The sequence below is a fragment of the Variovorax sp. DAIF25 genome (assembly GCF_050711835.1).
Lineage (GTDB): Bacteria > Pseudomonadota > Gammaproteobacteria > Burkholderiales > Burkholderiaceae_C > Variovorax.
Genome location: NZ_CP136636.1, coordinates 2,398,369 through 2,421,197, shown reverse-complemented (window position 1 = coordinate 2,421,197; position 22,829 = coordinate 2,398,369). Strand labels below are relative to the sequence as shown.

The following is a 22,829-nucleotide window of genomic DNA, read 5'->3' as shown; positions in this document are numbered from 1 at the left end:
ATCCGTAGGGGGCCGGGGTCAGCCGTTCATCGTCAGGCCGCCCGAGACGCTGAGCACCTGGCCGGTGACGAAGGCCGCGTCGTCGCTCGCGAAGAACAGGATCGCGCCCGGCAGGTCGTCGGGCTGGCCGATGCGGCCCAGCGGGATGGAGCGCGTGAAGGCCTCCATCAGCTTCTCGGGATTGCCCGCGCCTTCCTTGTAGTCGGCGAACAGCGCGGTGTCGGTCGGGCCCGGGCACACCACGTTCGCGGTGATGCCGTGGCGCGCATGCTCGCGCGCGATGGTCTTGGTGAACGCGACCAGGCCGCCCTTGCAGGCCGCGTACACGGCCTCGCCCGAGGAGCCCACGCGCGCCGCGTCCGAGGCGATGTTGACGATGCGCCCCGCCTTGCGCGCCGCCATGCCCGGCAGCACGGCATGGTGCATGTGCAGCGCTCCCGTGAGGTTGATGGCGATCAGCTTCTCCCACTGCGCGGGCTCGGTCTTCGTGAAGGGCCGGAACACGTCCCAGCCCGCGTTGTTGACCAGCACGTCGATCGCGCCGAAGCGCTCGAGCACCGCGGCCACCGCGGCATCGACGCTCGCGCGCTCGGTGATGTCGCAGCGCAGCGCGAGCGCGCGGCCGCCCTCGGCCTCGATGCGCGCGGCGACCGCTTCGGCGGCGCCGGGGTTCAGGTCGAGCACCGCCACCCTCGCGCCTTCGCGCGCGAAACGACGGCAGGTCGCGCCGCCGATGCCGCCACCGCCGCCGGTGACGACCACTGTCTTGTCTTCGAATCGTTGCATCAGGTTCTCCTTGGATCCGCGGGCTTGCTATCGTTGGCCGGTCGCGCCGGCTTCGAATCGGCATTTAGGTAAAGATGTTGACGTATTATGCGTTGGCATAGCTTCGCCGTGCAACCCAGTTCACGAAGATATCTATGGTTTCCCCTAATGAAAATGACGCTTCCGCCCGCATGGCGCTGGCCAACAGGGTTTTCTTTCGTCTCTACCAATGTGCCAACATGTTGCATAAAACGGGCACCCGCGCGGTCGAGAACGAGGGCCTGACCACGCAGCAATGGGCGGTGCTCGGCGCGTTGTCGCGCGACGAGGCGAAGGGGGGAATGAGCGTGGGCGACCTGGCGCGCTACCTGAAGGTGAGCCGGCAGAACCTCTCGGGCCTGCTGAGCCGCATGGAGCGCGACGGCCATGTGAAGACCGCGCCCGACGGGCGCGACCGGCGCTCACGCCTGGTGACGATGAGCGAGTCGGGACAGCATGTGTGGGTGGTCGAGGCGCAGCCGAAGATCTACGCCTACTACGAGCAGGTGCTCGAGGGCTTCTCGGTCAACGACGTGACCCACACCCTGCACTACCTGCTGAAGATCCTCGACAACATGCAGAAGGTGGATGACCGGCAGGGCGGGGCCGAGGAGCCGGCCGAGGAAGCGTGAAGCCGCGCGGCCTCAGCGCGGCGCCATGCGGATCGCCCCGTCGAGCCGCACGCTCTCGCCGTTGAAGTAGCCGTTGGTGATCATCAGCTCGGCCAGCGCCGCGTACTCGGCCGGGTTGCCCAGCCGCTTCGGGAACGGCACCGAGGCCGCCAGCGCGGCCTTCACGTTGTCGGGCGCGCCCTGCAACAGCGGCGTGTCGAAGATGCCCGGCAGGATGGTGTTGACGCGGATGCCCTCGCTCATGAGGTCGCGCGCGATCGGCAGGGTCATGCCGACGATGCCGGCCTTCGAGGCGGTGTAGGCGGCCTGCCCCATCTGGCCGTCCTGCGCGGCCACCGAGGCGGTGTTGACGATGGCGCCGCGCTCGCCGTCCTCGAGCATGTCGAGCGTGAGCATACCGGCGGCCGACTTGGCGATGCAGCGGAAGGTGCCCACCAGGTTGATCTGGATGATGCGGTCGAAGTTGGCGAGCGGAAAGTGCTTGATCTCGCCCGTGGCCTTGTCGCGGCTCGCGGTCTTCACCGCATTGCCGGTGCCCGCGCAGTTGACCAGCACGCGCTCCTGGCCGTGCGCGGCGCGCGCGCGCTCGAAAGCCGCGTCGACCTGCGTCTCGGAGGTGACATCGACCTGGCAGAACACGCCGCCGATCTCGGCCGCGAGCGCCTCGCCCTGCGCCGCGTTGAGGTCGAACAGCGCGACCTTCACGCCATGGCCGGCCAGGCGCCGCGCGGTGGCCGCGCCGAGGCCGGAGGCGCCGCCGGTGACGACGGCGGCAATGCGGGAATCGAGTTGCATCTTCGGAGGTCCTTGCTGGATGTTTGGCGCCGGCCAGTTTAGGAAGCAGAATCGACGCGGGCATCGTCGGAACCGACGGTATCCGCTTTCCCCCGCGGCGACCGCACGGCCCGCGCCCCACTCCGCCGTTCGCGATGTCGTCCGCTCCTTCCGCCCGCATCCTCGAGACCAAGCTCAGCCCGCCGGCCTTCGCCGCCACGCAGGTGCTGCGCGACGCGATCTGCGAACGCATCGCGGCCAGCGCGGTCAAGCTGGTGCTGGTGCGCGCGCCCGCGGGCTTCGGCAAGACCACCACCATGGCGCAGAGCCGCGAGCGCATCGAGGCACGCGGCATCGCCACCGCCTGGATCACGCTGGACCGCGCCGACAACGACGTCTCGCGCTTCCTGGCCGGCCTCGGCGAGGCCGTGCTGCGTCTCGGCGTGGAGGAGCCGCGCGCGCGCACGCCCTTCGACGCGGTGGCCGCGCTGGCCGCGCACGACGCGCCCTTCGTGCTGTTCCTCGACGACTTCGAGGGGGTACAGGAGCCCGCGGTGATCGGGCTGGTGCGCGAGATCGTCGAGCACCTGCCGCGCGGCGGCAAGCTGGTGATCGGCTCGCGCGGCCTGCCCGACCTCGGCGTGGGCCGGCTGCGCGCGCGCGGCCAGCTCGAGGAGATCGATACCGACCGGCTGCGCTTCAGCCTCGAGGAGACCGGTGCCTTCTTCGGCCTGCGGCCGCACGCCGGCGACGCCGCCGCGCAGACCCTGCCGCACGAACTGCTCGCGCAGCTGCACCGCAAGACCGAGGGCTGGATCGCGGCGATCTGGCTGGCCTCGATGGCGCTCGAGCGCCATGGCAGCGCGACCGGCTTCGTCGAACGCTTCTCGGGCTCCGACCGCGCGGTGGCCGACTACCTGGCCGAGGACGTGCTCGCGCACCAGCCCGCCGAGGTGCGCGAGTTCCTGCTGCGCACCAGCATCCTGCGCCAGCTCGATGCCTCGGTGTGCCAGGCGCTCAACCCGCGCGCCGACAGCGCGGCCATCCTCGAGCGGCTGGCCGCGGCCAACCTGTTCCTGACGCCGGTGAGCGGCGGCGCGGACGGCGACGGCGCCTGGCGCTACCACAGCCTGTTCGCCGACTTCCTGCGCGCCCAGCTCGCGCGCGAGATGCCCGGCGAGATCGCGCGGCTGCATCTCGCGGCCTCGGGCTGGTACGAATCCCAGCAGCGGCCGGTGCCCGCGATCGACCATGCGATCGAGGGCGGCGACCATCCGCATGCGCTGACCCTGCTCGACAGCTATGCCGGCCGCTTCCTCGAGCAGGGCCGCATGCGCATGCTCGCGCGCTGGTTCTCGGCCATCCCCGAGCACCAGCTGCGCGAGCATCCCGCGCTGCAGCCGATCGCGCTGTGGGCCACCTGCTTCACGCACGGCCCCTGGCAGGCGATGCAGCAGCTCGAGAGCTCGGGCTGCCTCGACAGCCCCACGCCCGCGGTGCGCGCGAGCGCGCAGACGCTGATCCCGCTGCTGCTGGCGATGCAGGACCGGCACGACGAGGCCTACGAGGCCGGCCGCCTGAGCCTGGCGCGGCTGCCCACCGGCCTGCCCTTCGCCGACAGCGTGCTGCTCAACGCGATGGCGCACATCCTCGCGGTGCGCGGCGACCAGCACGAGGCGCAGCGCCTGCTCGACGCCGCGCGGCGCCAGCAGGGCAGCAGCACCTTCAACCGCATGTACACCGAGTCGCTGGCCGGCCTGTTCGACCTGCAGGAAGGCCGGCTGCGCCAGGCCACAGCGCGCTTTCGCATGGCGGTCGATGCGACCCATGCGGTCTCGTACAACCACAGCCACGGCAACGCCTGGGCCGGGGTGCTCTACGCGGGTTCGGTCTACGAGTCGAACCAGCTGCTGCAGGCCGAGCACCTGCTCAACGTCTACCTGCCGCTGGCGCGCGACGTGGGCCTGCCCGACCACATGATCCTGAGCCACGCGATGCGCTCGCGCATCGCCTTCCATGCGGGCGACATCGATGCCGCGTTCCAGGCCCTGACCGAGCTCGAGTACCTGGGCCACCAGCGCCAGCTGCCGCGCGTGGTGGCCGGCGCCAAGCTCGAGCGCTCGCGCATGCTGCTGCTGCAGGGCAACGGCCCCGCCGCGCGCGACGAACTCGCGCGCGCCGACGACCCGGCCCTGTGGGCGCGCGAGAAGCTCCAGCGCCTGCCCGCGCACGAGCTCGACTACCTGACCCTGGCGCGCGCACGCTGGGAGATCGCCTTCGGCGACACGCGCACGGCCCTCGACAGCATCGACGCCGAGCTGCATGCCGCCCTCGCCGTCGCGCGGCTGCGGCGCGTGCTCAAGCTGCGGCTGCTGCGCGCGCTGGCGCTGCAGCGCGCGGGCAGCCTGGCCGAGGCCATCGCCGAAGCCGCCGAGGTGCTCAAGACCGCGAGCCACGAGGGCTACATGCGGCTGATCCTCGACGAGGGCCCGGCCGCCGCGCTGCTGGTGCAGCGCTTCGCGCACGCGCTGCACGACAGCGCCACCGCGCGCGGCAGCAGCGACCCGATCCTCGGCGAGTACGTGCAGCGGCTGCTGCAGGCGGCCGGGCCGATGGCCCTGCCCGATGGCGGCGAGGCAGAGAACGCCGACGCCGCGGGCCCCGACGGCCTCGCGGCCAGCGAGCCGCTGACGCGCAAGGAGATCCGCGTGCTGCAGTTGCTGGCCGAGGGCTATTCGAACGGCGCGATGGCCGAGAAGCTGTTCGTGTCGGACAGCACGGTGCGCACGCACCTGCGCAACATCAACATGAAGCTCGATGCGAAGAGCAGGACGCAGGCGGTGGCGATCGCGCGGCGGCTCGGGGTGATCAGGTAAGCACGCCCTCTTTGCCGGCTAGGCGCTCGGATCTTGGATTCGCTCGGGGCGCCAGTGCTCTTCGACCGCCCAAAGAGGTTGTCCTTTCTGCAGCAGCTTGATCGCATCGATATAGGTCACATAGGCGCTCTTATCGAAGGAGGTCCACCTGACCCCATGCTGCCTCTTTGCCGCACGAATCGCTTTCGCGAACTCCGTTGAGACCGAACTGGGCTCTTTACCGGGCAAGGCGGTAAGAGCCTCGAGCAAGACTCGGTCCAATGGTGGATGAAGGGCGCTGACCGCGGGATCATCATGCGCCTGCGAACAGACGATGGTCGTCTTGAGATAGATATTTACCAGCTTCTGCGCGCGGCCATAGGTGCAGACGAACGGCAGAGACTCGTCCTTCTGAGCCGCTTTCGAATACGTCATCGACCTGCTGACGTCAATCAGGGCGGCGATTCGCTCGTGCACGAAAGCATCTATGGCCTCAGGTTCTGGCAGCTTCGACAAGGTGCCGAACATTCGAAGCTGCGATGTCTCGATCAGCCATTTCGCATTGGCCATCGAATAGCCGCCTCCGGTTCCACCACGAGCATAGGCTCTGCCAGCAGTCCAGACTGCGAATCGATGTCGGTGCTCTTCAATGTCGTAGCTCATGATGCGCTTGAAAAATCGGGAAGCGCATTGTGAGCCCGCTCCTGAAAGGCAACGAAGGGCCAATGGCTCTTCCCGGAAGATGGCACATCGCAACCTTCACAACGCCCGCGAGATCACCTCCTTCATGATCTCGTTGGTCCCGCCATAGATCCGCTGCACCCGCGCATCGGCATACATGCGCGCCACCATGTACTCGTTCATGAAGCCATAGCCGCCGAACAGCTGCAGGCATTCGTCGACCACCCGGCCCTGCGCCTCCGAGCCCCAGAGCTTGGCCATGGAGGCGGTGGCGGTGTCGAGCCTGCCGGCGACGAGGTCCTCGACGCAGCGGTCGATGAAGGCGCGGCCGACCTTGATCTGGGTCGCGATCTCGGCGAGCTTGAACTTGGTGTTCTGGAACTCGGCGATCGGCTTGCCGAAGGCCTTGCGGTCGCGCACGTAGTCGAGCGTGGCCTGGTAGGCGCCCTCCATGGTGGCGAGCGCGCTGACGCCGATGATGGTGCGCTCGTAGGGCAGGTCGCCCATGAGCTGGAAGAAGCCCTGCCCTTCGACGCCGCCGAGCACGGCATCGGCCGCCACGCGCACGTCGTCGAAGAAGAGCTCGGAGGTGTCCTGTGCCTTCATGCCGATCTTGTCGAGCACGCGGCCGACACGGAAGCCCGCGCAGCCCTCGGTCTCGACGATCAGGATCGAGGTGCCCTTGGCGGCCTGCGCGGGATCGGTCTTGGCCACCACCAGCACCACGCCGGCGAGGAAGCCGTTGGTGATGAAGGTCTTGGAGCCGTTGATGACGTAGCCGCCGTCCTTCTGCTCGGCGCGCGTGCGCACGCCCTGCAGGTCGGAGCCGGCGCCGGGCTCGGTCATGGCCACCGCGCCGACCAGCTCGCCGCGCGCCATGCGCGGCAGGTAGTGCTGCTTCTGCGCCTCGGTGCCGTGGTTGAGGAAGTAGTGCGCGACGATGCTGTGCACCGAGGTCGCCATGCCGCTGAGGCCGCGGCGCGCGGCCTCCTCGTAGAACACGGCCTCGTGGCGGAAGTCGCCGCCGGCGCCGCCGTATTCTTCGGGGATGTCGGCGCACAGCAGGCCGAGGGCGCCGGCCTTGCGCCAGATCTCGTGGCCGACGTGGCCGCGCTTGCGCGCCTCCTCGTCGTGCGGAACCATCTCGGCCTCGATGAAGCGCACCACGGTGTCGCGGTAGCGCTCCAGATCCTCATCGCTCCAGGAGCGGCGAAAGTCGATCGTCATGTGTGTGGCGTCCTCGTTCGTCTCTTCGTTGATGTGTTGTGCGCGGCTTCAACCCACGCGGCGCTGCTTGCCGGCCCAGTAGGGATCGCGCAGCTGGAACTTCTGCAGCTTGCCCGCGGCCGACAGCGGCAGCGCATCGCGGAACTCCACGCTGCGCGGGCACTTGTAGCTCGCGATCTGCGCGCGGCAGTGCGCGATCACGGCCTCGGCCTCGAGCGCCATGCCCTCGCGCCGCACGATCACGGCATGCACGCGTTCGCCCCATTGGTCGTCGGGCACGCCGATCACGGCCGACATCAGCACCTGCGGCAGCTGCGCGATGGCATTCTCGACCTCGGCCGAGTAGACGTTCTCGCCGCCGCTCACGATCATGTCCTTCATGCGATCGACCACGAAGACGAAGCCCTGCGCGTCCATGTAGCCGCCGTCGCCGGTGTGCATCCAGCCGCCGCGCAGCGCGGCCTCGGTCTCGGCCGGCTTGTTCCAGTAGCCCTGCATCACCATCGGCCCGCGCGCGACGATCTCGCCGACCTGGCCCGCGGGCAGCTCGCGGTCCTCGCCGTCGACGATGCGCACCTCGGCCATGGCGATCGGCGTGCCGGCCGAACGCAGCAGGCGGTCGCGGTCGGGGCCCGGCAGATGGCAGCGCGGCGGCAGCGCCGTGACCACGGGCGACAGCTCGGTCATGCCGTAGACCTGCGCGAAGGCGGTGGCCGGCAGCGCGCGCATGGCCTGGTCGAGCAGCGCGGCATCGATGGGCGCGGCGCCGTAGAACAGCAGCTTCAGCCGCGACAGGTCGAACTCGCCGAAGCGCGGATGCTCGATCACGCGCTTGATCATGGTCGGCACCAGGAACATCTCGGTGACGCGCGCCTGCTGCAGCGTGTCGAGCACCGCGAGCTCGTCGAACATCGGCACCACGTGCATGGGCACCAGCCGCAGCATGTTCTGGATCGCGATGCCGCAGCCGGCGACATGGAACATCGGCGCGGCGACGATCGAGACCGCCTCGTGCCCATCGCGCGGCAGGGCCGCGACGGTGGCCAGCGCATTGATGCAGAGGCTGCCATGGCTCAGCATCACGCCCTTGGGCCGGCCGGTGGTGCCGCCGGTGTACATCACGGCCGCGAGCTCGTCGCCGGTGTGCGGCGCGTCGTCGATGGCCGCGGTGCCGGCCAGCAGCGCCTCGTAGCCGACCATGCCCTCGGGCACCTCGCGCTCGCCGCAATAGACCACGGTGCGCAGCGACGTGGAGAGCCGGCGCAGCTCGCCGACCAGCGGCGCGAACAGGTCGTCCACCAGCAGGATGCGGGTGTCGCAGTCGTCGAGCGAGTAGGCGACCTCCTTCGGGTTCCAGCGGATGTTGACGGGGTTGACGACGCCGCCGCCCCACCAGGTGCCGAAGAAGTATTCGACGAAGCGGTGCGAGTTGAGGCTCATCATGCCCACGCGGTCGCCGCGCGCCATGCCGAGCTGCTGCAGCGCGGCACCGAGCCGCGCGACACGGTCGGTGAATTCGCCGAAGCCGAGGCGGTGCGCGCCGCTGACGATGGCGGTGGCCTCGCCCTTCTCGCGGCGGCCCTTGTGCAGGGACTGGGTCAGGTACATGGGAGCCTCCTCTGTCTTGCCGATGCCGATGCCGATGCGCGGCCGCGGGGCGGCGCTCAGGCCGCGCGCAGCGACGGCGCGGTGTCCTCGCCCACGCCCCAGCGCCGCAGCAGCGCCGCGCCTTCCTCGCGTGGCTCGCCCGAAAGCGCGGGCGGCGCGCTGCGGCTGAAGCGCGGCGCGGGCGCGGGCTGCACCACGCCGTCGACCTCGACGAAGGTGCCGCGCGCCACGTTGTGCGGATGCGCGGGCGCCTCGTCCCAGTCGAGCACCGGCGCGAAGCAGGCGTCGCTGCCCTCGAGCAGCGCGCACCATTCATCGCGCGTGCGGGTGCGGAAAACGTCGGCCAGGCGCAGCTTGAGCAGCGGCCAGCGTGCGGCATCCATCTGGGCATCGAAGGCCGGGTCGTCGGCGATGCCGCAGCGCTCGCGCAGCAGCGCATAGAACTGCGGCTCGATGGCGCCGATGGCCACGTAGCGGCCGTCGGCGCAGGCATAGGTGTCGTAGAAGTGGGCGCCGCCGTCGATCAGGTTCTCACCGCGCTGGTTGCTCCACCGGCCGCCCGCCTTGAGGCCGTACATCATGGCCGACATCAGCGCGGCGCCGTCGGTCATGGCGGCATCGACCACCTGGCCCTGGCCCGAGGCCTTGGCCTCGTGCAGTGCCGCGAGGATGCCGAAGGCCAGGAACATGGCGCCGCCGCCGAAGTCGCCGACGTAGTTGAGCGGCGGCACCGGCGGCTCGCCCGCGCGGCCGACCGCGTGCAGCGCGCCGCTCAGCGCGATGTAGTTGATGTCGTGGCCGGCCGCCTGCGCCAGCGGGCCGTGCTGGCCCCAGCCGGTCATGCGGCCGTAGACCAGGCGCGGATTGAGCGCGAGGCAGTCGGCCGGACCCAGGCCCAGGCGCTCCATCACGCCGGGGCGGAAGCCCTCGATCAGCACGTCGGCGCGCGCGATGGCATCGCGCACGGTGGCGGCCGCGCCCTCGGCGCGCAGGTCGATCTGCAGCAGGCTGCGGCCGCGCGCGAGGATGTCGTTGGGGTTGCGCGGCGTGCCGGGCCGCTCGATGCGCAGCACCTCGGCGCCCATGTCGGCGAACAGCATCGCGCAGAAGGGACCGGGGCCGAGGCCCGCCATCTCGATCACGCGCAATCCTTGCAATGGGCCCGGCATCGTCCGTCTCCTTGGCCGCGGGCGGCCTTGTCTGTGTGGAGGACGATCTTGTCGCGGCCCGGTGGGTGCCGCATCGTCGGAAGAGACGAAAGAAGCGACGAGAAAGGCGCGCCGGCCCGGCGCGCGGCGCTCAGCCCGCCTTGGCCACCTGCGCGACCTTCGCGACCTGCGCGCGCCGGAAGCAGGCCGCGTCGTGGTCGTTGACGATGCCCACCGCCTGCAGCCAGGCATAGACGATGGTCGGGCCGACGAACTTGAAGCCGCGCTTCTTGAGTTCCTTCGACACGCGCTCGGACAGCTCGGAGGACACGGTGCGCGTCTTGCCGTCGTTCTCGATCACCTTGCCGCCGGTGAAGGACCAGCAGAAGTCGGTGAAGCTCTCGCCGCGCGCTGCCATCTCGTTGTAGATCTGGGCGCCGCGGATGGTGGCCTCGATCTTGGCGCGCGCGCGGATGATGCCGGGGTTGCCCATCAGCCGCTCGATGTCCTTCTCGTCGAAGCGCGCGACCTTTCGGGGATCGAAGCCCGCGAAGGCCTCGCGGAAGGTGTCGCGCTTGCGCAGCACGGTGATCCAGGCCAGGCCGGCCTGGAAGCCCTCGAGCATCAGCGTCTCCCAGAGCATGCGCGGATCGCGCTCGGGCACGCCCCATTCGGCGTCGTGGTAGGCGCTCATCAGGGCATCGCCCTCGGCCCAGCTGCAGCGGGTGTGTTGCTTCATGCGCCGATGATATCGGCGGTACTCCTCAAGCGAGCGCGGGCCGCCGCGCCATGAATCCCGTGGCGGCCTCGAACGCGGCCGACGCGCCCAGCAGCGCCGCGTCGTCCTGGAAGCGGCCCACGAGCTGCAGGCCCAGCGGCATGCCGTCGCCGCCGAAACCGCTCGGCAGGCTGATGGCCGGATGCCCGGTCATGTTGAAGGGCATGGTCCACGGATACCAGTGCGCGCGCACGTTCTCGTAGGGCCGGCCATCGATGTCGAGCGGCGCGAACAGGTCCTGCTCGAGCGCCACCGCGGAGCGCGTGAGCGTGGGCATGGCGAGCAGGTCGGCGCGCTCGAACAGCGCCTGCACGCGCTTGAACAGCTGCGAGCGCGCGAACATCGCCTCCTGGTATTCGACGCCGCTCACGCCGGCCGCCGATTCGACCTGACGCCGGAAGGTCTCGCTGAAGCTGTCGGGATGCCGCTCGACCAGCGGGCCGAAGCGCGCGCGCCACACCGTGTGGTTGATCGCGCGCCAGATCGGCTCGACCTCGAAGCCTTCGCCGTCGAAGTATTCGATGCTCGCACCGAGATCCTTCAGCGTGCGCAGCGCGGCCTCGAAGTTGCGCGCCACGTCGGCCGACACCGGCCGGCCCGGCGGCGCGGCGCAGCACAGCACGCGCCGGCCGCGCAGGTCGCCGGGGTTGGCGGCGGCCGCCACGTAGTCGTGCGAACGCAGGCCGATCGACCAGGGATCGACCGGCGACGGCCCGGCCATCGCCTGCAGCATCAGCGCGGTGTCGCCCACGGTGCGGGTCATCGGCGTCACATAGGTCTGGTTGCCGTAGAGGTCCTGCGCCTGGCTGTGCGGGATCACGCCGACCGACTGCTTGATGCCGACCACGCCGTTGCAGGCGGCCGGGATGCGCGTGGAGCCGCCGCCGTCGGTGGCGACCGCGAGCGGCGCGATGCCCGCGGCGACCGCGGCCGCGGCGCCGCCGCTCGAGCCGCCGCAGGTGCGCGCGAGGTTCCACGGGTTGCGCGTGCTGCCGAACAGCGGCGAGTTGGTCAGCGGGCCCGAGCCGAACTCGGGCGTGGTGGTCTTGCCGATCAGGATCGCGCCCTGGGCCCGCAGGCGCGCCACGCTCACCGCGTCTTCGGCGGGCACGTTGTCGCGATGGATCACGGCGCCGAAGGTGGTGGCCACGCCCTCGGTGTTGACCAGGTCCTTCACGGTGAACGGAATGCCGTGCAGCGCGCCCAGTGGCCGGCCGGCCGCGATGGCGTCCTCGGCGCGGCGGGCCTCGGCCAGTGCGCGCTCGGGCGTCAGGGTGATGAAGCAGTTGAGCGTGGGCTGCAGGCGCTCGGCGCGCGCGAGCACCGCCGTCACCAGCTCGACCGGCGAGAGCTGGCGCGCGCGGATCAGGCCGGCCAGCTCGGTCGCGGGCGTGAAGAAGAGCGAATCGTCGGACATCGTGGACATGGACATCGAACCTTCGTGCGTGCTATTCGTCGATGACGATGCCGGCCGCCTTGACGATCGGCTCCCAGTTCCTGCGCTCGCGCTGCGCCCGCTGCGCGAGTTCGGCGCGGCCCTCGGCATGGGCGACCAGTCCGGCCGCCTCGAGGCTGCGCGCGAGCTCGGGCTTGGCCGCGGCGGCGAGAAAGCCGCGCTCCAGCGCCGACAGCGCGGCGGCCGGCGTGCCCGCGGGCGCATACACCGCATACCAGCTCGTGGCCGCGACGAACTCGCCGAAGCCCTGCTCCTTGGCCGTAGGCACGTCGGGCAGGGCCGGCAGCCGCCTGTCGCCACTGAGGCCGAGGAACTTGATCTTGCCGCCCTTGTAGAGCGGCATCATGCTGGCCGCCGCATCCCAGCCCATCGACAGCTCGCCGCCGACCACGTCGATCAGCATCGGCGAGGCGCCGCGGTAGGCCACGGGCGTGAGCTCGAAGCCCTGCGCCTTGGCAAGCGCGAAGGCGCCGAGGTGGCCCGAGCTGCCGATGGTGGCAAGGCCCAGCGTCGCCTTGCTCGGGTTCTTCTTCGCCCATTCGACGTACTGCTTCATCGAGCTGTAGGGCTGCCCGGCGCCGGTGACGACCGCGGTGGGAATCTCGACCAGCAGCGCGACCGGCACCAGGTCCTTGTCGGCGTCGTAGCCCGGCGTCTTGTAGGTCAGCGGCAGGATGGTGAGCAGCGGCGACGGCGCGAGGTAGAGCGTGAGGCCGTCGGGCTTGGCCTTCTTGACCGTGTCCCAGGCCAGGCGCGCGGAGGCGCCGGGCTTGTTGTCGACCACGATGCTGCCGAAGCCCGCGTCCTTGAGCTGCTCGGCATACAGGCGCGCGACCGTGTCGGCCGCGCCGCCGGCTGCATAGCCGACGACGATGCGCAGGTTGCCGCCCGCGAGGCCCGGCGGCAATTGCGCATGAGCGGCCGGAAGGAGGCAGGCCGCGAAGGCCGCGACGGCAAGGGATCGGCGGATGAAGGACGGCATGGAAGACCTCGCGGTGAAAGAAAGGGGATCGCTCAACCGAGCGCCTGCTCGACCAACCCGGCGACATCGAGCAGATAGTGGTCGTCGTACCAGCGGCCCACGAGCTGCAGCCCGATCGGTAAGCCGATGGCGCTGCGGCCGCAGGGCATCGACAGCGCGGGATGGCCCGAGAGGTTCATCGGATAGGTGTAGGGATACCAGGCGCCGCGCACCGTGCCCGCGGGCCGGCCGGCGATCTCGATCTCGCCGCTCACGTCCATGTCGATGGGCAGCGGCGGCGCCGACAGCGTGGGCGACACCAGCACGTCGAAGCGTTCGAACAGCGCCTGCAGCTCATTGAAGCAGCGGGTCTTGGCGAAGGTGGCCTCGTGCAGGTCGACGGCCGTGTGGAGGCGGCCCTTTTGCACCGCGTCGATCAGCGAGGCATCGAGCCGGTTGCCGAAGCGCTCGAGATTGGCGCCCACGCGCGCGGCCAGCAGCGACTGCAGCACGACCAGGAAATGCTTCTCGAGCGAGACGAAGTCGAGCTGCACGGTCTCGACGACAGCGCCCTCGCGCGCCATGGCCCGCACGGCCGCGCCGGCGATGGCCTCCACCTCGGGATCGACGCGGTTGCCCGCGCTCGGCAGCCAGGCCACGCGCAGGCCACGCAGCGAAACGGGCGCGGCACGGCGCGTCGGCGCGCTGCCCGCGCCCCAGGGATCGCGCGCGTCGAAGCCCGCGATGGCCTCGAACAGCAGCCGGGTGTCGGCCACGTCGCGCGCCATCGGCCCGGTGAAGGAGTTGGCCGAATAGAGGTCGGGCGCCTGCAGGTGCGGCACCACGCCGAGCGTGGCCTTGAGGCCGACGATGCCGCAGCAGGCCGCGGGAATGCGGATCGAGCCGCCGCCGTCGGTGCCCAGCGCCAGCGGTCCCATGCCGGCTGCCACAGCGGCAGCGGCGCCGCTGCTCGAGGCGCCGGGCGTGTAGGCCGGGTTGATGGGGTTCAGCGTGCGGCCGAACAGCGGCGCCGTCGGCACCTGCTTGTGGCCGAACTCGGGCGTGAGGGTCTTGCCGATCAGGATCGCGCCCGCGGCCTTGGCGCGCGCCACGGCCACCGCGTCGTCCTTGGGCACGAAGTCCTCGTGGATCGCCGAGCCCATGGTGGTGCGCACGCCCGCCGTCAGTGTCAGGTCCTTGACCGAATAGGGAATGCCATGCAGCGGGCCCAGCGGCTCGCCGGCCATCACGGCCGCTTCCGCGCGGCGCGCGGCGGCCAGCGCCTGGTCGGCGGTCACGGTGATGAAGGCGTTGAGCTCGCGGCGCGCCTCGATGCGCGCGAGCGCCGCCTGCACGATCTCCACCGGCGAGGCCTCCTTGCGCCGCACCAGCGCGGCCAGCGCCACGGCGCCGTGGTCCATCAGATCCATGGTCGTTCCTCGAAGTTCTCAGAGCATCCAGCGGCCGCCGTCGATCAGCAGCGTCTGGCCGGTGATGAAGCGGGCGTCGTCGCCCGCCAGGAAGGTCACGGCCGTGGCCACGTCGCGTGGCGTTCCGATGAAGCCCGCGGGCGTGTCGGCCACGATGCGCGCGAGCACCTCGGGGTTGAGCTGGTCGTGCGCGCGGGTGCGGATCGCACCGGGGCACACGGCATTGACCGTGACGCCATGCGGCGCGAGTTCGCGTGCCAGCGAGCGCGTGAAGCCCACCACGCCCATCTTGGCGGCCGCGTAGTCGGCCAGGCCCACGTCGCCGACGAAGGCCGCGTCGGTGCTCATGTTGACGATGCGGCCGAAGCCGCGCGCCTTCATGCCGGGCGCCACGCGGCGCGAGGCGCGCATGGCCGTGAGCAGCGAGACCTCGAGCACGAAGCGCCAGACCTCCTCCTGCGACTCGACGAAGGGCGCGCCGCGTTCGCGCGCGCTCTGGCCGACGTTGTTGAAGAGGATGTCGACCGGGCCGAAGGCCGATTCCACGCGATCGAAGAAGGCCGAGACCACCGCCGCGTCGGTGCAGTCGCCGCTCACGCGCAGGCAGCGCGAGGCCAGGCCGGGCGCGACGCCGTCGCCGGCCAGTTGCGCGTCGAGCGGCGCGCAGTCGAGGTCGAGCACCGCGACGCGCGCGCCCCGCCCCAGGAACTCCATCACCGCGGCGGCACCGATGCCCTGCCCGCCCCCGGTGACCACCGCCACGCGCCGATCGAATGTCATCGCGGGGCCTTTCAGTGGAAGGTGCGGCCGCCGTCGACGGCGAGCGCGGTGCCGGTGATGTAGCTGGCGCCCGGGCCGCTGAGGTAGAGCACGGCCTCGGCCACCTCCTCGGGCGCGGCGATGCGGCCCAGTGCGTAACGCTCGCGGATCTCGGCGAGCGCGCGCTCGGGATCGTCGGCGTTCTCGTAGCTGGTGCGGAACAGCGGTGTATCGATCGCGCCCGGGCAGACCGCGTTGACGCGGATGCCGTCGGCCGCGGTCTCGATGGCGAGCGACTTGCCGAACATGATGACCGCGGCCTTGCTCGCGCAGTAGGCGGTGCGGTTGGGCAGCGGCCGCAGGCCGGCACCCGAGGCGATGTTGACGATGCTGCCGCCACCGGCCGCGCGCAGGTGCGGCAGCGCGGCGCGGCACACCAGCATCGGCCCCGTGAGGTTGACGGCCAGCACGCGCGCCCATTCCTCGTCGCTGGTGGCCGCTAGCGATTTCAGCGCATCGATGCCGGCCGAGTTGACCAGCGCGTCGACGCCGCCCAGCCATTGCGCGGCGCGGTCCACCGCGGTGCGCACGGCCGGCGCGTCGCTCACGTCGCATTCGAGCGCCAGCGCCGCCTCGCCGAGCAGGCGCACGGCTTCGGCGAGCGCGGCCGTGTCGCGGTCGAGCAGCGCCACGCGCGCGCCGCGCGCCACCGCCATGCGCGCGACCGCGAGGCCGATGCCGCTGGCACCGCCGCTCACGATCAGCCGGCGCGGTGCCGCCGGATTGGCAGCGACGGCATTCATGCGGCCACCGCGGCCCGCAGGCGCGGGCGCATGTCGTCGGAGATGCGGTCGCAGCGGTCGATCCACACGTCGGAATGCGCGAGCGCATGCTCGATCAGGCCCTCGAGCACCTTGAGCCGCGAGGGCTGGCCGATGATCTGCGGATGCATGCCGACCATCATCATGCGGTCCTCGGCATGCAGCACGTCGAACTCGCTCTTCCAGGCCTCGAGCGCGGCCGAGGGCGCCTGCAAGGTGCGGCCCGGCAGCGTGATCGAGTACTGGAAGAAGGGTGCGTCGTCGAGCACCCAGCGGAACGGCAGCTCGACGATGTCGGTGCGCTGGCCGCCGATCTCGAGCAGGTAGGGCGAGTCGTCGTCGAAGAAGTTCGAGGAGTAGTCGAAGCCGTACTCCTTGATCAGGTCGAGCGTGATGGCGCTGAACTCGGCCGCGGGCGAACGCCAGCCGCGCGGGCGGCTGCCGGTCAGGCGGGTCAGCACCTCGAGGCCCTTCTCCATCTCCTCGCGCTCCTCCTCGGGCGTGAGGCCGACGATCCAGCGGTGGCTGTAGCTGTGGTGCGCCACCTCGTGGCCGCGGTCGATCACCTCGCGCATCAGCTCGGGATGCTTCTCGGCCACCTCGCCCGGCACGAAGAAGGTCGAGTGGATGCCGTAGCGCTCCAGCAGCTTGAGGATGCGCGGCATGCCGACCTTCCAGCCGTAGGCGCCCTGCGACATCAGGATCGGCCGCTGCGCGTTCGCGGGATCGCGGCCGGTCCACATGGTCTCGGCGTCGAGGTCGAAGGTCAGCATGAGCGGGAAGCCTTTGCTCGTGGTGGGCATCGCGAAGTCCTGGGGAAGAAGAGGAAGAAGGGTCTAGACGTGCTTGTGGAAGCCGGTCCAGCGTTCGGCCAGCAGCAGCACGATGCCGGTGGCCACGATCAGCAGGGTGGAGACCGCGGCGACGCTCGGGTCGACGCCCTGCTCCACCGAGGTGAAGATCTTGACCGGCAGGGTGGTCTGGCTCGCGGAGAGCAGGAACACCGACACCGGCACGTTGTCGAGCGAGGTGATGAAGGCGAACAGGCCGCCGGCCACGAGGCCGGGCTTGACCAGCGGCAGGGTGACCAGCCGGAAGCTCGTGAAGCCGTCGGCGCCGAGCACGCGCGCCGCGTCTTCCAGCGACTCGTCGACCGCCGCCAGGCTGCCGAGGCTGGCGCGCACCACGTAGGGCACGGTGATGACCACGTGCGCGAGCCACAGGCCCAGCGAGTTGCCGCGCAGGCCGGTCATCGTGTAGTACTGCAGCAGCGCCACGCCGAGCACCACCGAGGGCAGCACCAGCGGCGCCATGAACAGCGAGGTCAGCGCGGCCGCGCCCGGCACCATGCGGCGGTGGATCGCATAGGCGGCGATCAGGCCGAGCACCAGCGCGGCGGCGGTCGAGGCGGCGGCGAGCCAGAGGCTGGTCCAGGCGGCCGAGAGGTATTCGGGATCGCGCAGCACCACCTCGAACCAGTGCAGGGTCAGGCCCTTGGGCGGGATCGTGAGGTAGGCGGTCTTGCTGAAGGCCGCGAGCACCACCACCAGCACCGGGATCTGCAGGAACACGACCACCGCGATGGCGGTGGCGGCGAGGCCCAGGCCCTGGCGCTGCGTTTCGGTCGAGGTGCTCATGCCTGGCCTCCCCAGCGCTTGAGCAGGCGGCTCGACAGCGCGATCACGGCCAGCGTGAGCGCGGTCAGCACGAAGGACATGGCGGCGCCGGCCGGCCAGTCGAGCGTCTGCAGGAAGTCGTCGTAGATCAGCGTGGCCATCACCTTGTAGGTGGCGCCGCCGAGCATGCGCGGCGTGACCAGCGCGCTGATGGTCAGCACGAACACTAGGATCGAGCCCGAGAGGATGCCGGGCGCGCTCATCGGCAGCGTGATCGACCAGAACACGCGCAGCCGGCTCGCGGCCAGGGTGTAGGCGGCCGACTGCACGTCCTTCGGGATCGCCTGGATCGCGGGCACCAGCATCAGCACCATGAACGGCAGGAAGATGTGCGACATGCCGACCAGCAGGCCGAACAGGTTGAACATCATGCGGATCGGGCGCTCGATCAGGCCGACGTCGATCAGCAGGTTGTTGATGAGGCCGCGGTTGGCCAGCAGCGCGATCCAGCCGAAGGAGCGCACCACCAGGTTGAGCAGCATCGGGAAGATCACGAGCATGGTCAGCGCGAGCCGCATGCGCGGGCCGGCGTTGGCGATGTAGTAGGCCAGCGGATAGCCGAGCACGAGGCAGATCGCGGTGACGCCGAAGCCCAGCACCAGCGTGCGCAGCACCACCTCGCGGTAGTACTCGTCGGTGAGGATGCTGGTGTAGTTGGCCAGCGTCCAGCCGCTGGCGATGCCGCTGCCGGGCACGTAGGGATGCAGGCTCAGCGGCACCATCAGCAGCACCGGCGCGACGAAGGCCAGCAGCAGCACCAGCAGCAGGGGCGAGGCCAGCAAGGCGCCGGCGGTGTGGCGCGATCTCATGCCGCGGTGTTCACGTAGACATGGCGCGGATCGATCGCCACGCCGACCGGCGCGCCGACCTCGAGGCCGGCATGCGGGCCGTTGGTGGCGGCCTCGGCGATCAACTCGATGCCGCCGAGGGCCAGCAGGTACTGCACGCGCGAGCCGACGAAGGAGCGCATCGCGACGCGGGCTTCGTAGCGCGGCAGGCTCGCGGCGTCGGAGGAATCCTGCGTGCCGAGGAAGCGGATGTCCTCCTGGCGCACGACCACGTCGACCGCGGCGCCATCGGCGATGCCCTCGACCTGGGCCACGGCGAGCACCGGGCCGTCGCACAGCTGCACCGTAGCGCCCCCCGCTCCGACGCGCGCGAACTTGCCGCCGAGCCGGTTGGGCCGGCCCATGAAGCTCGCGACGAAGCCCGTGGCCGGACGGTGGTAGATGGCCTCGGGCGTGTCGAACTGCTGCACCACGCCATGGGCCAGCACGCAGACCCGGTCGGACATCGACATCGCCTCGCTCTGGTCGTGCGTGACGAACAGCGTGGTGATGCCGACCTCGCGCTGCAGCCGCTTGAGCTCGATCTGCATCTCGTCGCGCAGCGCGGCATCGAGGTTGGACAGCGGCTCGTCGAACAGCAGGATGCTCGGGCGCGGCGCGATCGAGCGCGCCACCGCCACGCGCTGCTGCTGGCCGCCCGAGAGCTGGCGCGGCAGCCGTTCGCCCAGCGCCGAGAGGCGCACGCTGGCCAGCGCCTGCTCGACGCGGCGCGTGAGCTCCGCGCCCTGCACGCCCTGGCGGCGCAGGCCGAAGGCGACGTTCTCGAACACGCTCATGTGCGGGAACAGCGCATAGGACTGGAACACCAGGCCGATATTGCGCTTGTTGGTGGGCAGCGCGGTGACGTCGCGGCCGTCGATCAGGATGCGGCCGCCCGTGGGCTCGATCAGGCCCGCCACCATGCGCAGCACCGTGGTCTTGCCGCAGCCCGAGGGGCCGAGCAGCGAGATGAATTCGCCGTCGTTGACCGACAGCGAGACCGAGGAGGCGGCAACGTGTCCGGGGTAGCGCTTTTCGAGGCGCTCCAGCGTGAGTGCGGGCATTCTGCTTACGGAATCGTGGGAACGGCGGCGCTCAGCGCGCGACTTCGCGCTGCCAGCGGCGGGTCCACTCGGGCATGGACTTCGCGACCTGCTCGGGATCGGGCAGCCAGAGCTTGTCGAAGGTCTCCTTGTACGGAACGATCTTCGCGGCCTTGTCGCTGAGCTTGACCTGCGTGTTGACCGGGCCCGCGTACTTGCGCTCGGCGAAGCAGGCCTGGCCTTCCTTCGACAGCACCTCGTCGATGTACTTGAGCGCCAGCGCCGGCGACTTCGCGCCCTTGGGAATCACCAGCGCGGGCAGGATGCCGACCGCGCCCTCCTTCGGATAGACGATCGCGAGCGGCAGGCCCTTGTCGATGGCCGAGCCCGCACGGTCGGGGTACCAGACTGCGGCGGCGATCTCCTGGCGCTCGAACAGCGAGACGATCTGGTCGGCCTGCGTGTAGAGCGTGACCGAGGCCTTGGCGATCGGCTTCACGGCCGCGAAGCCGGCATCCATGTTGCTCAGCTCGCCGCCCTTCATGCGGTTGAGCGCCATCAGGAACTGCGAGCCCGAGGTGCCGCTGATGTCGCCGATGGCGAGGCGGCCGTCGTACTCGGGCTTGGCGAGATCGGCCCAGGAGGTGGGCGGGGTCTTGATCTGCTTCGTGTCGTAGACGATGACGGTGGCGCCCGTCATGAACACGATGTACTGGCCGTCCTTGTCGAGCGCGCGCGGCGAGATGTCGGCGGCATTCGCGAGCCTGGACTTGTCGATGGTCTCGAGCAGCTTCTCGTTCTTGAGCTGCGCGGCGAGCGAGTTGTCGATGTAGACCACGTCGAAGTCGGATTTGCCGCCGGTCGCGCGGATGGCCGCGGCGAACTGCGAGGAGCTGCCGAGCTTGAGCGCCACCTTGGCGCCGGTCTTCTTCTCGAACGAGGCGATGTGGCAGGTCTTCGAGTCGTCGGCGAAGGAGCCGCCGAAGATGCCGACCACCAGCTCCTCGGCGTGCAGCGCACCCGACATCAGCAAGGAGGCAAAGCCCAGGGACAGGCAACGTGCGAGCGCGGTTTTCATGGAAGCGACTCCTGTGAGAGCGAAGGCTGGAGGGGATCGAAGCGCGATGCGATTCACTTTATCTTTTGCAAAAGATAAACGCAAGGCATTTAAGATAGGTACCAACCCGCTGCCGCGCGATGCACCAAGACGCATCGCGCACGCACGCAAATCGCCATCGAAAGGACGCCATGCAGCACAAGGACGATGCATCGAAGAGCCCGCCGCGACCCCGCGGTGCCAAGGCGCGCGAAGCGCTCGAGGTTCCCGCGCCCGAGGCCTTGCAACCCGCGACCGGCGGCGACCTCGTCGAGCGCGGCATCCGGCAGTGGCGCACCGAGCGGCCCGACATCGACAGCAGCGGCAAGGCGGTGGTCGGCCGGCTGCTGCGGCTCGAGGAAGTGGTGCTGCGCACCATCAACGCGGTGCTGCAGCCCTTCGGCATCAAGTACCAGGAGTACGCGGTGCTCGCGACCCTGCGCGTGGCCGGCGCGCCCTACCGGCTGTCGCCCTCGCGGCTGCAGAGCACGCTGCTGTTCACCTCGGGCGGGTTGTCGAACCTGCTCAAGCGGCTCGAGCAGGAAGGGCTGGTCAAGCGCTCGATCCATCCCGACGACGGCCGCGGCGTGCTGGTGAAGCTCACGGCCAAGGGCATGCGGCTGGCCGACGAGACGATGCCCAAGCACGCCGCCGCCGAGCTGCATCTGCTGCGCATGTTCGACACCGGCCAGCGCGAGGCGCTCGCCGGGCTGCTGAGCCAGATGATGACGGGCAACGCGCCCGAGACCGGCCCCGAGCCGGGCTGACGCCTCAGAGCAGACCGAGCGTCATCGCCTTCAGGGTCGCGGCCGCGCGCGTGGTGCAGCCGAGCTTGCGGAAGATGTTCTCGAGGTGCGCGCGCACCGTGCTCGGGCTGATGCCGAGCGTGCGCGCCGCCTCCTTGTTGCTCTCGCCGAGGCTGATGCGGCCCAGCACCTCGACCTCGCGCGACGAGAGCAAGGCATTGGCTTCGCCCTGCGCGGCGGGCGTCTTCGCAGCCACCGATTCGCGCCCCGTCAATGCAGCGACGGCGGCCGCGTCGAGCCGGCCCTGTTCCGCCTCGCGACGCAGTTGCGCTTCCGCCTCCCCGGCCGCCAGCGCGGGCCGGCCCGGCGCGCCCGTGTGCAACAGCACCCAGTGCACCGCCGCGGCCAGCACGCGCTCGGCCGTGCCGATCGCCGCGCCCTTCACGCCGCGGAAGAAGCCCGAGCCGTCGAGCCGCTCGTCGACGAAGGAAGCGATCTCGGCCTCGGCCCGCAAAGTCTCGATGCGGCGTGCGGCACGCTCGGTCCAGTAGGGCACGAGGCGCAGCCGCTCCTTGTCGGCCTCGCTGCGCAGCTTCGGCGAATCCCAGACCGCGTTCGGCACCGAGGCACGGCCGATGCCATGGATCAGCGCCGCGCGCCGCACCTGCTCGCAGGCCGCGGCATCGAGCCCCAGGCCCGCGGCGCAGGCGGCGGCCGCCTCGGCCACGCGGCGCGAGAAGCCGGTCATCCACGGCATCTTGAGATCGATCACGTCGGCGATCAGCTCGAGCGGTGCGAGCGCGTCGCGCAGCGCGCCCTCGGGCGCCTGCAGGTCGGCCGCGGCGCCCTGGTCGAGCGCATGCAGCCAGTCGACGGCGTGCTGCCGCGCCACCTGCACCAGCGCCGCGGGATAGCGCCCATCGGCGCGCTCGGCGATCTGGCGCAGCGCGCTCTGCAGGCCATGCGTGCGCGAGAAGATCTCGAGATCGCCCGCGAGCGTGGCCAGGTACACCGCCTCCGGAATATGCGGCGCGGCCAGGCCCGCCGGTTTGCCGCTGCCGTCGTAGTTCTCGAACATGTGGCGCAGCGGCCGCTCGACCGCCTCGGGCAGGCCGAGGAAGCGCGCGATCTCGCCCGACACCTCGCAATGGATCTCGGCCAGCGAGCCGACCGTGCCCGCGAAGGCCGCGGCCTCGCGCGCCGAGGCGGTCGCGAGCATCGCGCGGCGTCCGCCGACGTCGTCGCCGAGCAGGTCGGAGAACTCGGGCGCGTTGGCGGTGCAGCCCGACCAGCGCAGCAGCGCGACGCAGGCCGCGTGGCCCTGCGCCGCATCGTCCCGGCCCATCGCCTGCGCCAGCCGCGCGGCGATCCACGCCACGCGCGCCGAATGGTCGATGGGCTGGCCCATGCTGAGGTCGCCGACGAAGGCGAGCGCCTTGATGGCATCGAAGAGCGGAACGTGGGCGGTGGGCTGCAAGGCGAAGGATCCGGTGGAAGACGACGGCAC

At 70.5% G+C, this 22,829-nt stretch carries 21 protein-coding genes; 3 read left to right on the top strand and 18 right to left on the bottom strand.

The genetic code is table 11. The features are described from left to right. Positions 1-18: 18 nt before the first annotated feature. On the bottom strand, positions 19-786 hold the full coding sequence (gene badH, locus R0232_RS11050; RefSeq protein ID WP_296735818.1) for a 2-hydroxycyclohexanecarboxyl-CoA dehydrogenase: 768 nt from the start codon (positions 784-786) through the stop codon (positions 19-21). A gap of 134 nt (positions 787-920) precedes the next feature. On the opposite strand from badH, the gene R0232_RS11045 reads away from it, so the two are divergent. Beyond that, a complete protein-coding gene (locus tag R0232_RS11045) occupies positions 921-1,436 on the top strand; it encodes a MarR family winged helix-turn-helix transcriptional regulator (protein WP_057589660.1) in 516 nt (171 codons plus the stop codon). A gap of 12 nt (positions 1,437-1,448) precedes the next feature. Here R0232_RS11045 and R0232_RS11040 read toward each other — a convergent pair whose 3' ends face one another. Then, a complete protein-coding gene (locus R0232_RS11040) occupies positions 1,449-2,231 on the bottom strand; it encodes an SDR family NAD(P)-dependent oxidoreductase (protein WP_057589659.1) in 783 nt (260 codons plus the stop codon). A 134-nt stretch (positions 2,232-2,365) separates the two neighbouring features. Between R0232_RS11040 and R0232_RS11035 the strand changes: the two genes are divergently transcribed. Next, on the top strand, positions 2,366-5,086 hold the full coding sequence (locus tag R0232_RS11035; protein ID WP_431512124.1) for a LuxR C-terminal-related transcriptional regulator: 2,721 nt from the start codon (positions 2,366-2,368) through the stop codon (positions 5,084-5,086). Positions 5,087-5,104: 18 nt separating this feature from the next. Here R0232_RS11035 and R0232_RS11030 read toward each other — a convergent pair whose 3' ends face one another. From R0232_RS11030 to R0232_RS10960, 15 genes are all read right to left on the bottom strand, one after another. Continuing rightward, positions 5,105-5,728, bottom strand: coding sequence for a hypothetical protein (locus R0232_RS11030; RefSeq protein ID WP_431512123.1), 624 nt, complete (start codon positions 5,726-5,728; stop codon positions 5,105-5,107). A gap of 96 nt (positions 5,729-5,824) precedes the next feature. Then, positions 5,825-6,973: an acyl-CoA dehydrogenase family protein gene (locus tag R0232_RS11025; protein ID WP_431512122.1), complete on the bottom strand. Its 1,149-nt coding sequence runs from the start codon at positions 6,971-6,973 to the stop codon at positions 5,825-5,827. A gap of 48 nt (positions 6,974-7,021) precedes the next feature. Continuing rightward, positions 7,022-8,581 (bottom strand): long-chain-fatty-acid--CoA ligase, encoded by a 1,560-nt coding sequence (locus R0232_RS11020; protein WP_431512121.1) that lies wholly within the window; start codon positions 8,579-8,581, stop codon positions 7,022-7,024. A gap of 56 nt (positions 8,582-8,637) precedes the next feature. Beyond that, on the bottom strand, positions 8,638-9,750 hold the full coding sequence (locus tag R0232_RS11015; RefSeq protein ID WP_431512120.1) for a CaiB/BaiF CoA transferase family protein: 1,113 nt from the start codon (positions 9,748-9,750) through the stop codon (positions 8,638-8,640). Between the two features lie 130 nt (positions 9,751-9,880). Beyond that, a complete protein-coding gene (locus R0232_RS11010) occupies positions 9,881-10,468 on the bottom strand; it encodes a DNA-3-methyladenine glycosylase I (protein ID WP_431512119.1) in 588 nt (195 codons plus the stop codon). A 25-nt stretch (positions 10,469-10,493) separates the two neighbouring features. Then, positions 10,494-11,933 (bottom strand): amidase, encoded by a 1,440-nt coding sequence (locus tag R0232_RS11005; RefSeq protein WP_431512118.1) that lies wholly within the window; start codon positions 11,931-11,933, stop codon positions 10,494-10,496. 22 nt (positions 11,934-11,955) lie between these two features. Next, a complete protein-coding gene (locus R0232_RS11000) occupies positions 11,956-12,945 on the bottom strand; it encodes a Bug family tripartite tricarboxylate transporter substrate binding protein (protein ID WP_431512117.1) in 990 nt (329 codons plus the stop codon). 32 nt (positions 12,946-12,977) lie between these two features. After that, on the bottom strand, positions 12,978-14,354 hold the full coding sequence (locus R0232_RS10995) for an amidase (protein WP_431512116.1): 1,377 nt from the start codon (positions 14,352-14,354) through the stop codon (positions 12,978-12,980). An 18-nt stretch (positions 14,355-14,372) separates the two neighbouring features. Beyond that, positions 14,373-15,134, bottom strand: coding sequence for an SDR family NAD(P)-dependent oxidoreductase (locus tag R0232_RS10990; protein ID WP_431512115.1), 762 nt, complete (start codon positions 15,132-15,134; stop codon positions 14,373-14,375). 11 nt (positions 15,135-15,145) lie between these two features. After that, the gene (locus tag R0232_RS10985) at positions 15,146-15,916 is read right to left on the bottom strand and encodes an SDR family NAD(P)-dependent oxidoreductase (RefSeq protein ID WP_431512114.1); all 771 of its coding nucleotides are present in this window, start codon (positions 15,914-15,916) and stop codon (positions 15,146-15,148) included. Then, positions 15,913-16,737, bottom strand: a complete 825-nt coding sequence (locus R0232_RS10980) for a polysaccharide deacetylase family protein (protein WP_208509148.1) — start codon at positions 16,735-16,737, stop codon at positions 15,913-15,915. The genes R0232_RS10985 and R0232_RS10980 overlap by 4 nt, the downstream gene beginning before the upstream one ends. A gap of 33 nt (positions 16,738-16,770) precedes the next feature. Further along, on the bottom strand, positions 16,771-17,571 hold the full coding sequence (locus R0232_RS10975; protein WP_296778607.1) for an ABC transporter permease: 801 nt from the start codon (positions 17,569-17,571) through the stop codon (positions 16,771-16,773). Further along, positions 17,568-18,419 carry an ABC transporter permease gene (locus R0232_RS10970; RefSeq protein WP_208509146.1) on the bottom strand — a complete coding sequence of 284 codons (852 nt, stop codon included), beginning with the start codon at positions 18,417-18,419 and terminating at the stop codon, positions 17,568-17,570. The genes R0232_RS10975 and R0232_RS10970 overlap by 4 nt, the downstream gene beginning before the upstream one ends. Next, the gene (locus R0232_RS10965) at positions 18,416-19,501 is read right to left on the bottom strand and encodes an ABC transporter ATP-binding protein (protein WP_431512113.1); all 1,086 of its coding nucleotides are present in this window, start codon (positions 19,499-19,501) and stop codon (positions 18,416-18,418) included. Before R0232_RS10965 ends, R0232_RS10970 begins: the two co-directional genes overlap by 4 nt. A gap of 31 nt (positions 19,502-19,532) precedes the next feature. Continuing rightward, on the bottom strand, positions 19,533-20,558 hold the full coding sequence (locus tag R0232_RS10960) for an ABC transporter substrate-binding protein (RefSeq protein WP_093343319.1): 1,026 nt from the start codon (positions 20,556-20,558) through the stop codon (positions 19,533-19,535). 170 nt (positions 20,559-20,728) lie between these two features. Here R0232_RS10960 and R0232_RS10955 point away from each other — a divergent pair, with 170 nt between their 5' ends. Beyond that, complete coding sequence (locus R0232_RS10955) at positions 20,729-21,343, top strand: MarR family winged helix-turn-helix transcriptional regulator (protein ID WP_093343321.1); 615 nt, start codon at positions 20,729-20,731, stop codon at positions 21,341-21,343. Between the two features lie 4 nt (positions 21,344-21,347). On the opposite strand, the gene R0232_RS10950 is transcribed toward R0232_RS10955, so the two are convergent. Then, positions 21,348-22,799: an HD domain-containing phosphohydrolase gene (locus tag R0232_RS10950; RefSeq protein ID WP_431512112.1), complete on the bottom strand. Its 1,452-nt coding sequence runs from the start codon at positions 22,797-22,799 to the stop codon at positions 21,348-21,350. Between the last annotated feature and the right edge of the window lie 30 nt (positions 22,800-22,829).

Coding starts and splice junctions, on each gene's coding strand:
- badH (WP_296735818.1), bottom strand. CDS start 786: ATGCAACGATTCGAAGACAAGACAGTGGTCGTCACCGGCGGCGGTGGC.
- R0232_RS11045 (WP_057589660.1), top strand. CDS start 921: ATGGTTTCCCCTAATGAAAATGACGCTTCCGCCCGCATGGCGCTGGCC.
- R0232_RS11040 (WP_057589659.1), bottom strand. CDS start 2,231: ATGCAACTCGATTCCCGCATTGCCGCCGTCGTCACCGGCGGCGCCTCC.
- R0232_RS11035 (WP_431512124.1), top strand. CDS start 2,366: ATGTCGTCCGCTCCTTCCGCCCGCATCCTCGAGACCAAGCTCAGCCCG.
- R0232_RS11030 (WP_431512123.1), bottom strand. CDS start 5,728: ATGAGCTACGACATTGAAGAGCACCGACATCGATTCGCAGTCTGGACT.
- R0232_RS11025 (WP_431512122.1), bottom strand. CDS start 6,973: ATGACGATCGACTTTCGCCGCTCCTGGAGCGATGAGGATCTGGAGCGC.
- R0232_RS11020 (WP_431512121.1), bottom strand. CDS start 8,581: ATGTACCTGACCCAGTCCCTGCACAAGGGCCGCCGCGAGAAGGGCGAG.
- R0232_RS11015 (WP_431512120.1), bottom strand. CDS start 9,750: ATGCCGGGCCCATTGCAAGGATTGCGCGTGATCGAGATGGCGGGCCTC.
- R0232_RS11010 (WP_431512119.1), bottom strand. CDS start 10,468: ATGAAGCAACACACCCGCTGCAGCTGGGCCGAGGGCGATGCCCTGATG.
- R0232_RS11005 (WP_431512118.1), bottom strand. CDS start 11,933: ATGTCCACGATGTCCGACGATTCGCTCTTCTTCACGCCCGCGACCGAG.
- R0232_RS11000 (WP_431512117.1), bottom strand. CDS start 12,945: ATGCCGTCCTTCATCCGCCGATCCCTTGCCGTCGCGGCCTTCGCGGCC.
- R0232_RS10995 (WP_431512116.1), bottom strand. CDS start 14,354: ATGGATCTGATGGACCACGGCGCCGTGGCGCTGGCCGCGCTGGTGCGG.
- R0232_RS10990 (WP_431512115.1), bottom strand. CDS start 15,134: ATGACATTCGATCGGCGCGTGGCGGTGGTCACCGGGGGCGGGCAGGGC.
- R0232_RS10985 (WP_431512114.1), bottom strand. CDS start 15,916: ATGAATGCCGTCGCTGCCAATCCGGCGGCACCGCGCCGGCTGATCGTG.
- R0232_RS10980 (WP_208509148.1), bottom strand. CDS start 16,737: ATGCCCACCACGAGCAAAGGCTTCCCGCTCATGCTGACCTTCGACCTC.
- R0232_RS10975 (WP_296778607.1), bottom strand. CDS start 17,571: ATGAGCACCTCGACCGAAACGCAGCGCCAGGGCCTGGGCCTCGCCGCC.
- R0232_RS10970 (WP_208509146.1), bottom strand. CDS start 18,419: ATGAGATCGCGCCACACCGCCGGCGCCTTGCTGGCCTCGCCCCTGCTG.
- R0232_RS10965 (WP_431512113.1), bottom strand. CDS start 19,501: ATGCCCGCACTCACGCTGGAGCGCCTCGAAAAGCGCTACCCCGGACAC.
- R0232_RS10960 (WP_093343319.1), bottom strand. CDS start 20,558: ATGAAAACCGCGCTCGCACGTTGCCTGTCCCTGGGCTTTGCCTCCTTG.
- R0232_RS10955 (WP_093343321.1), top strand. CDS start 20,729: ATGCAGCACAAGGACGATGCATCGAAGAGCCCGCCGCGACCCCGCGGT.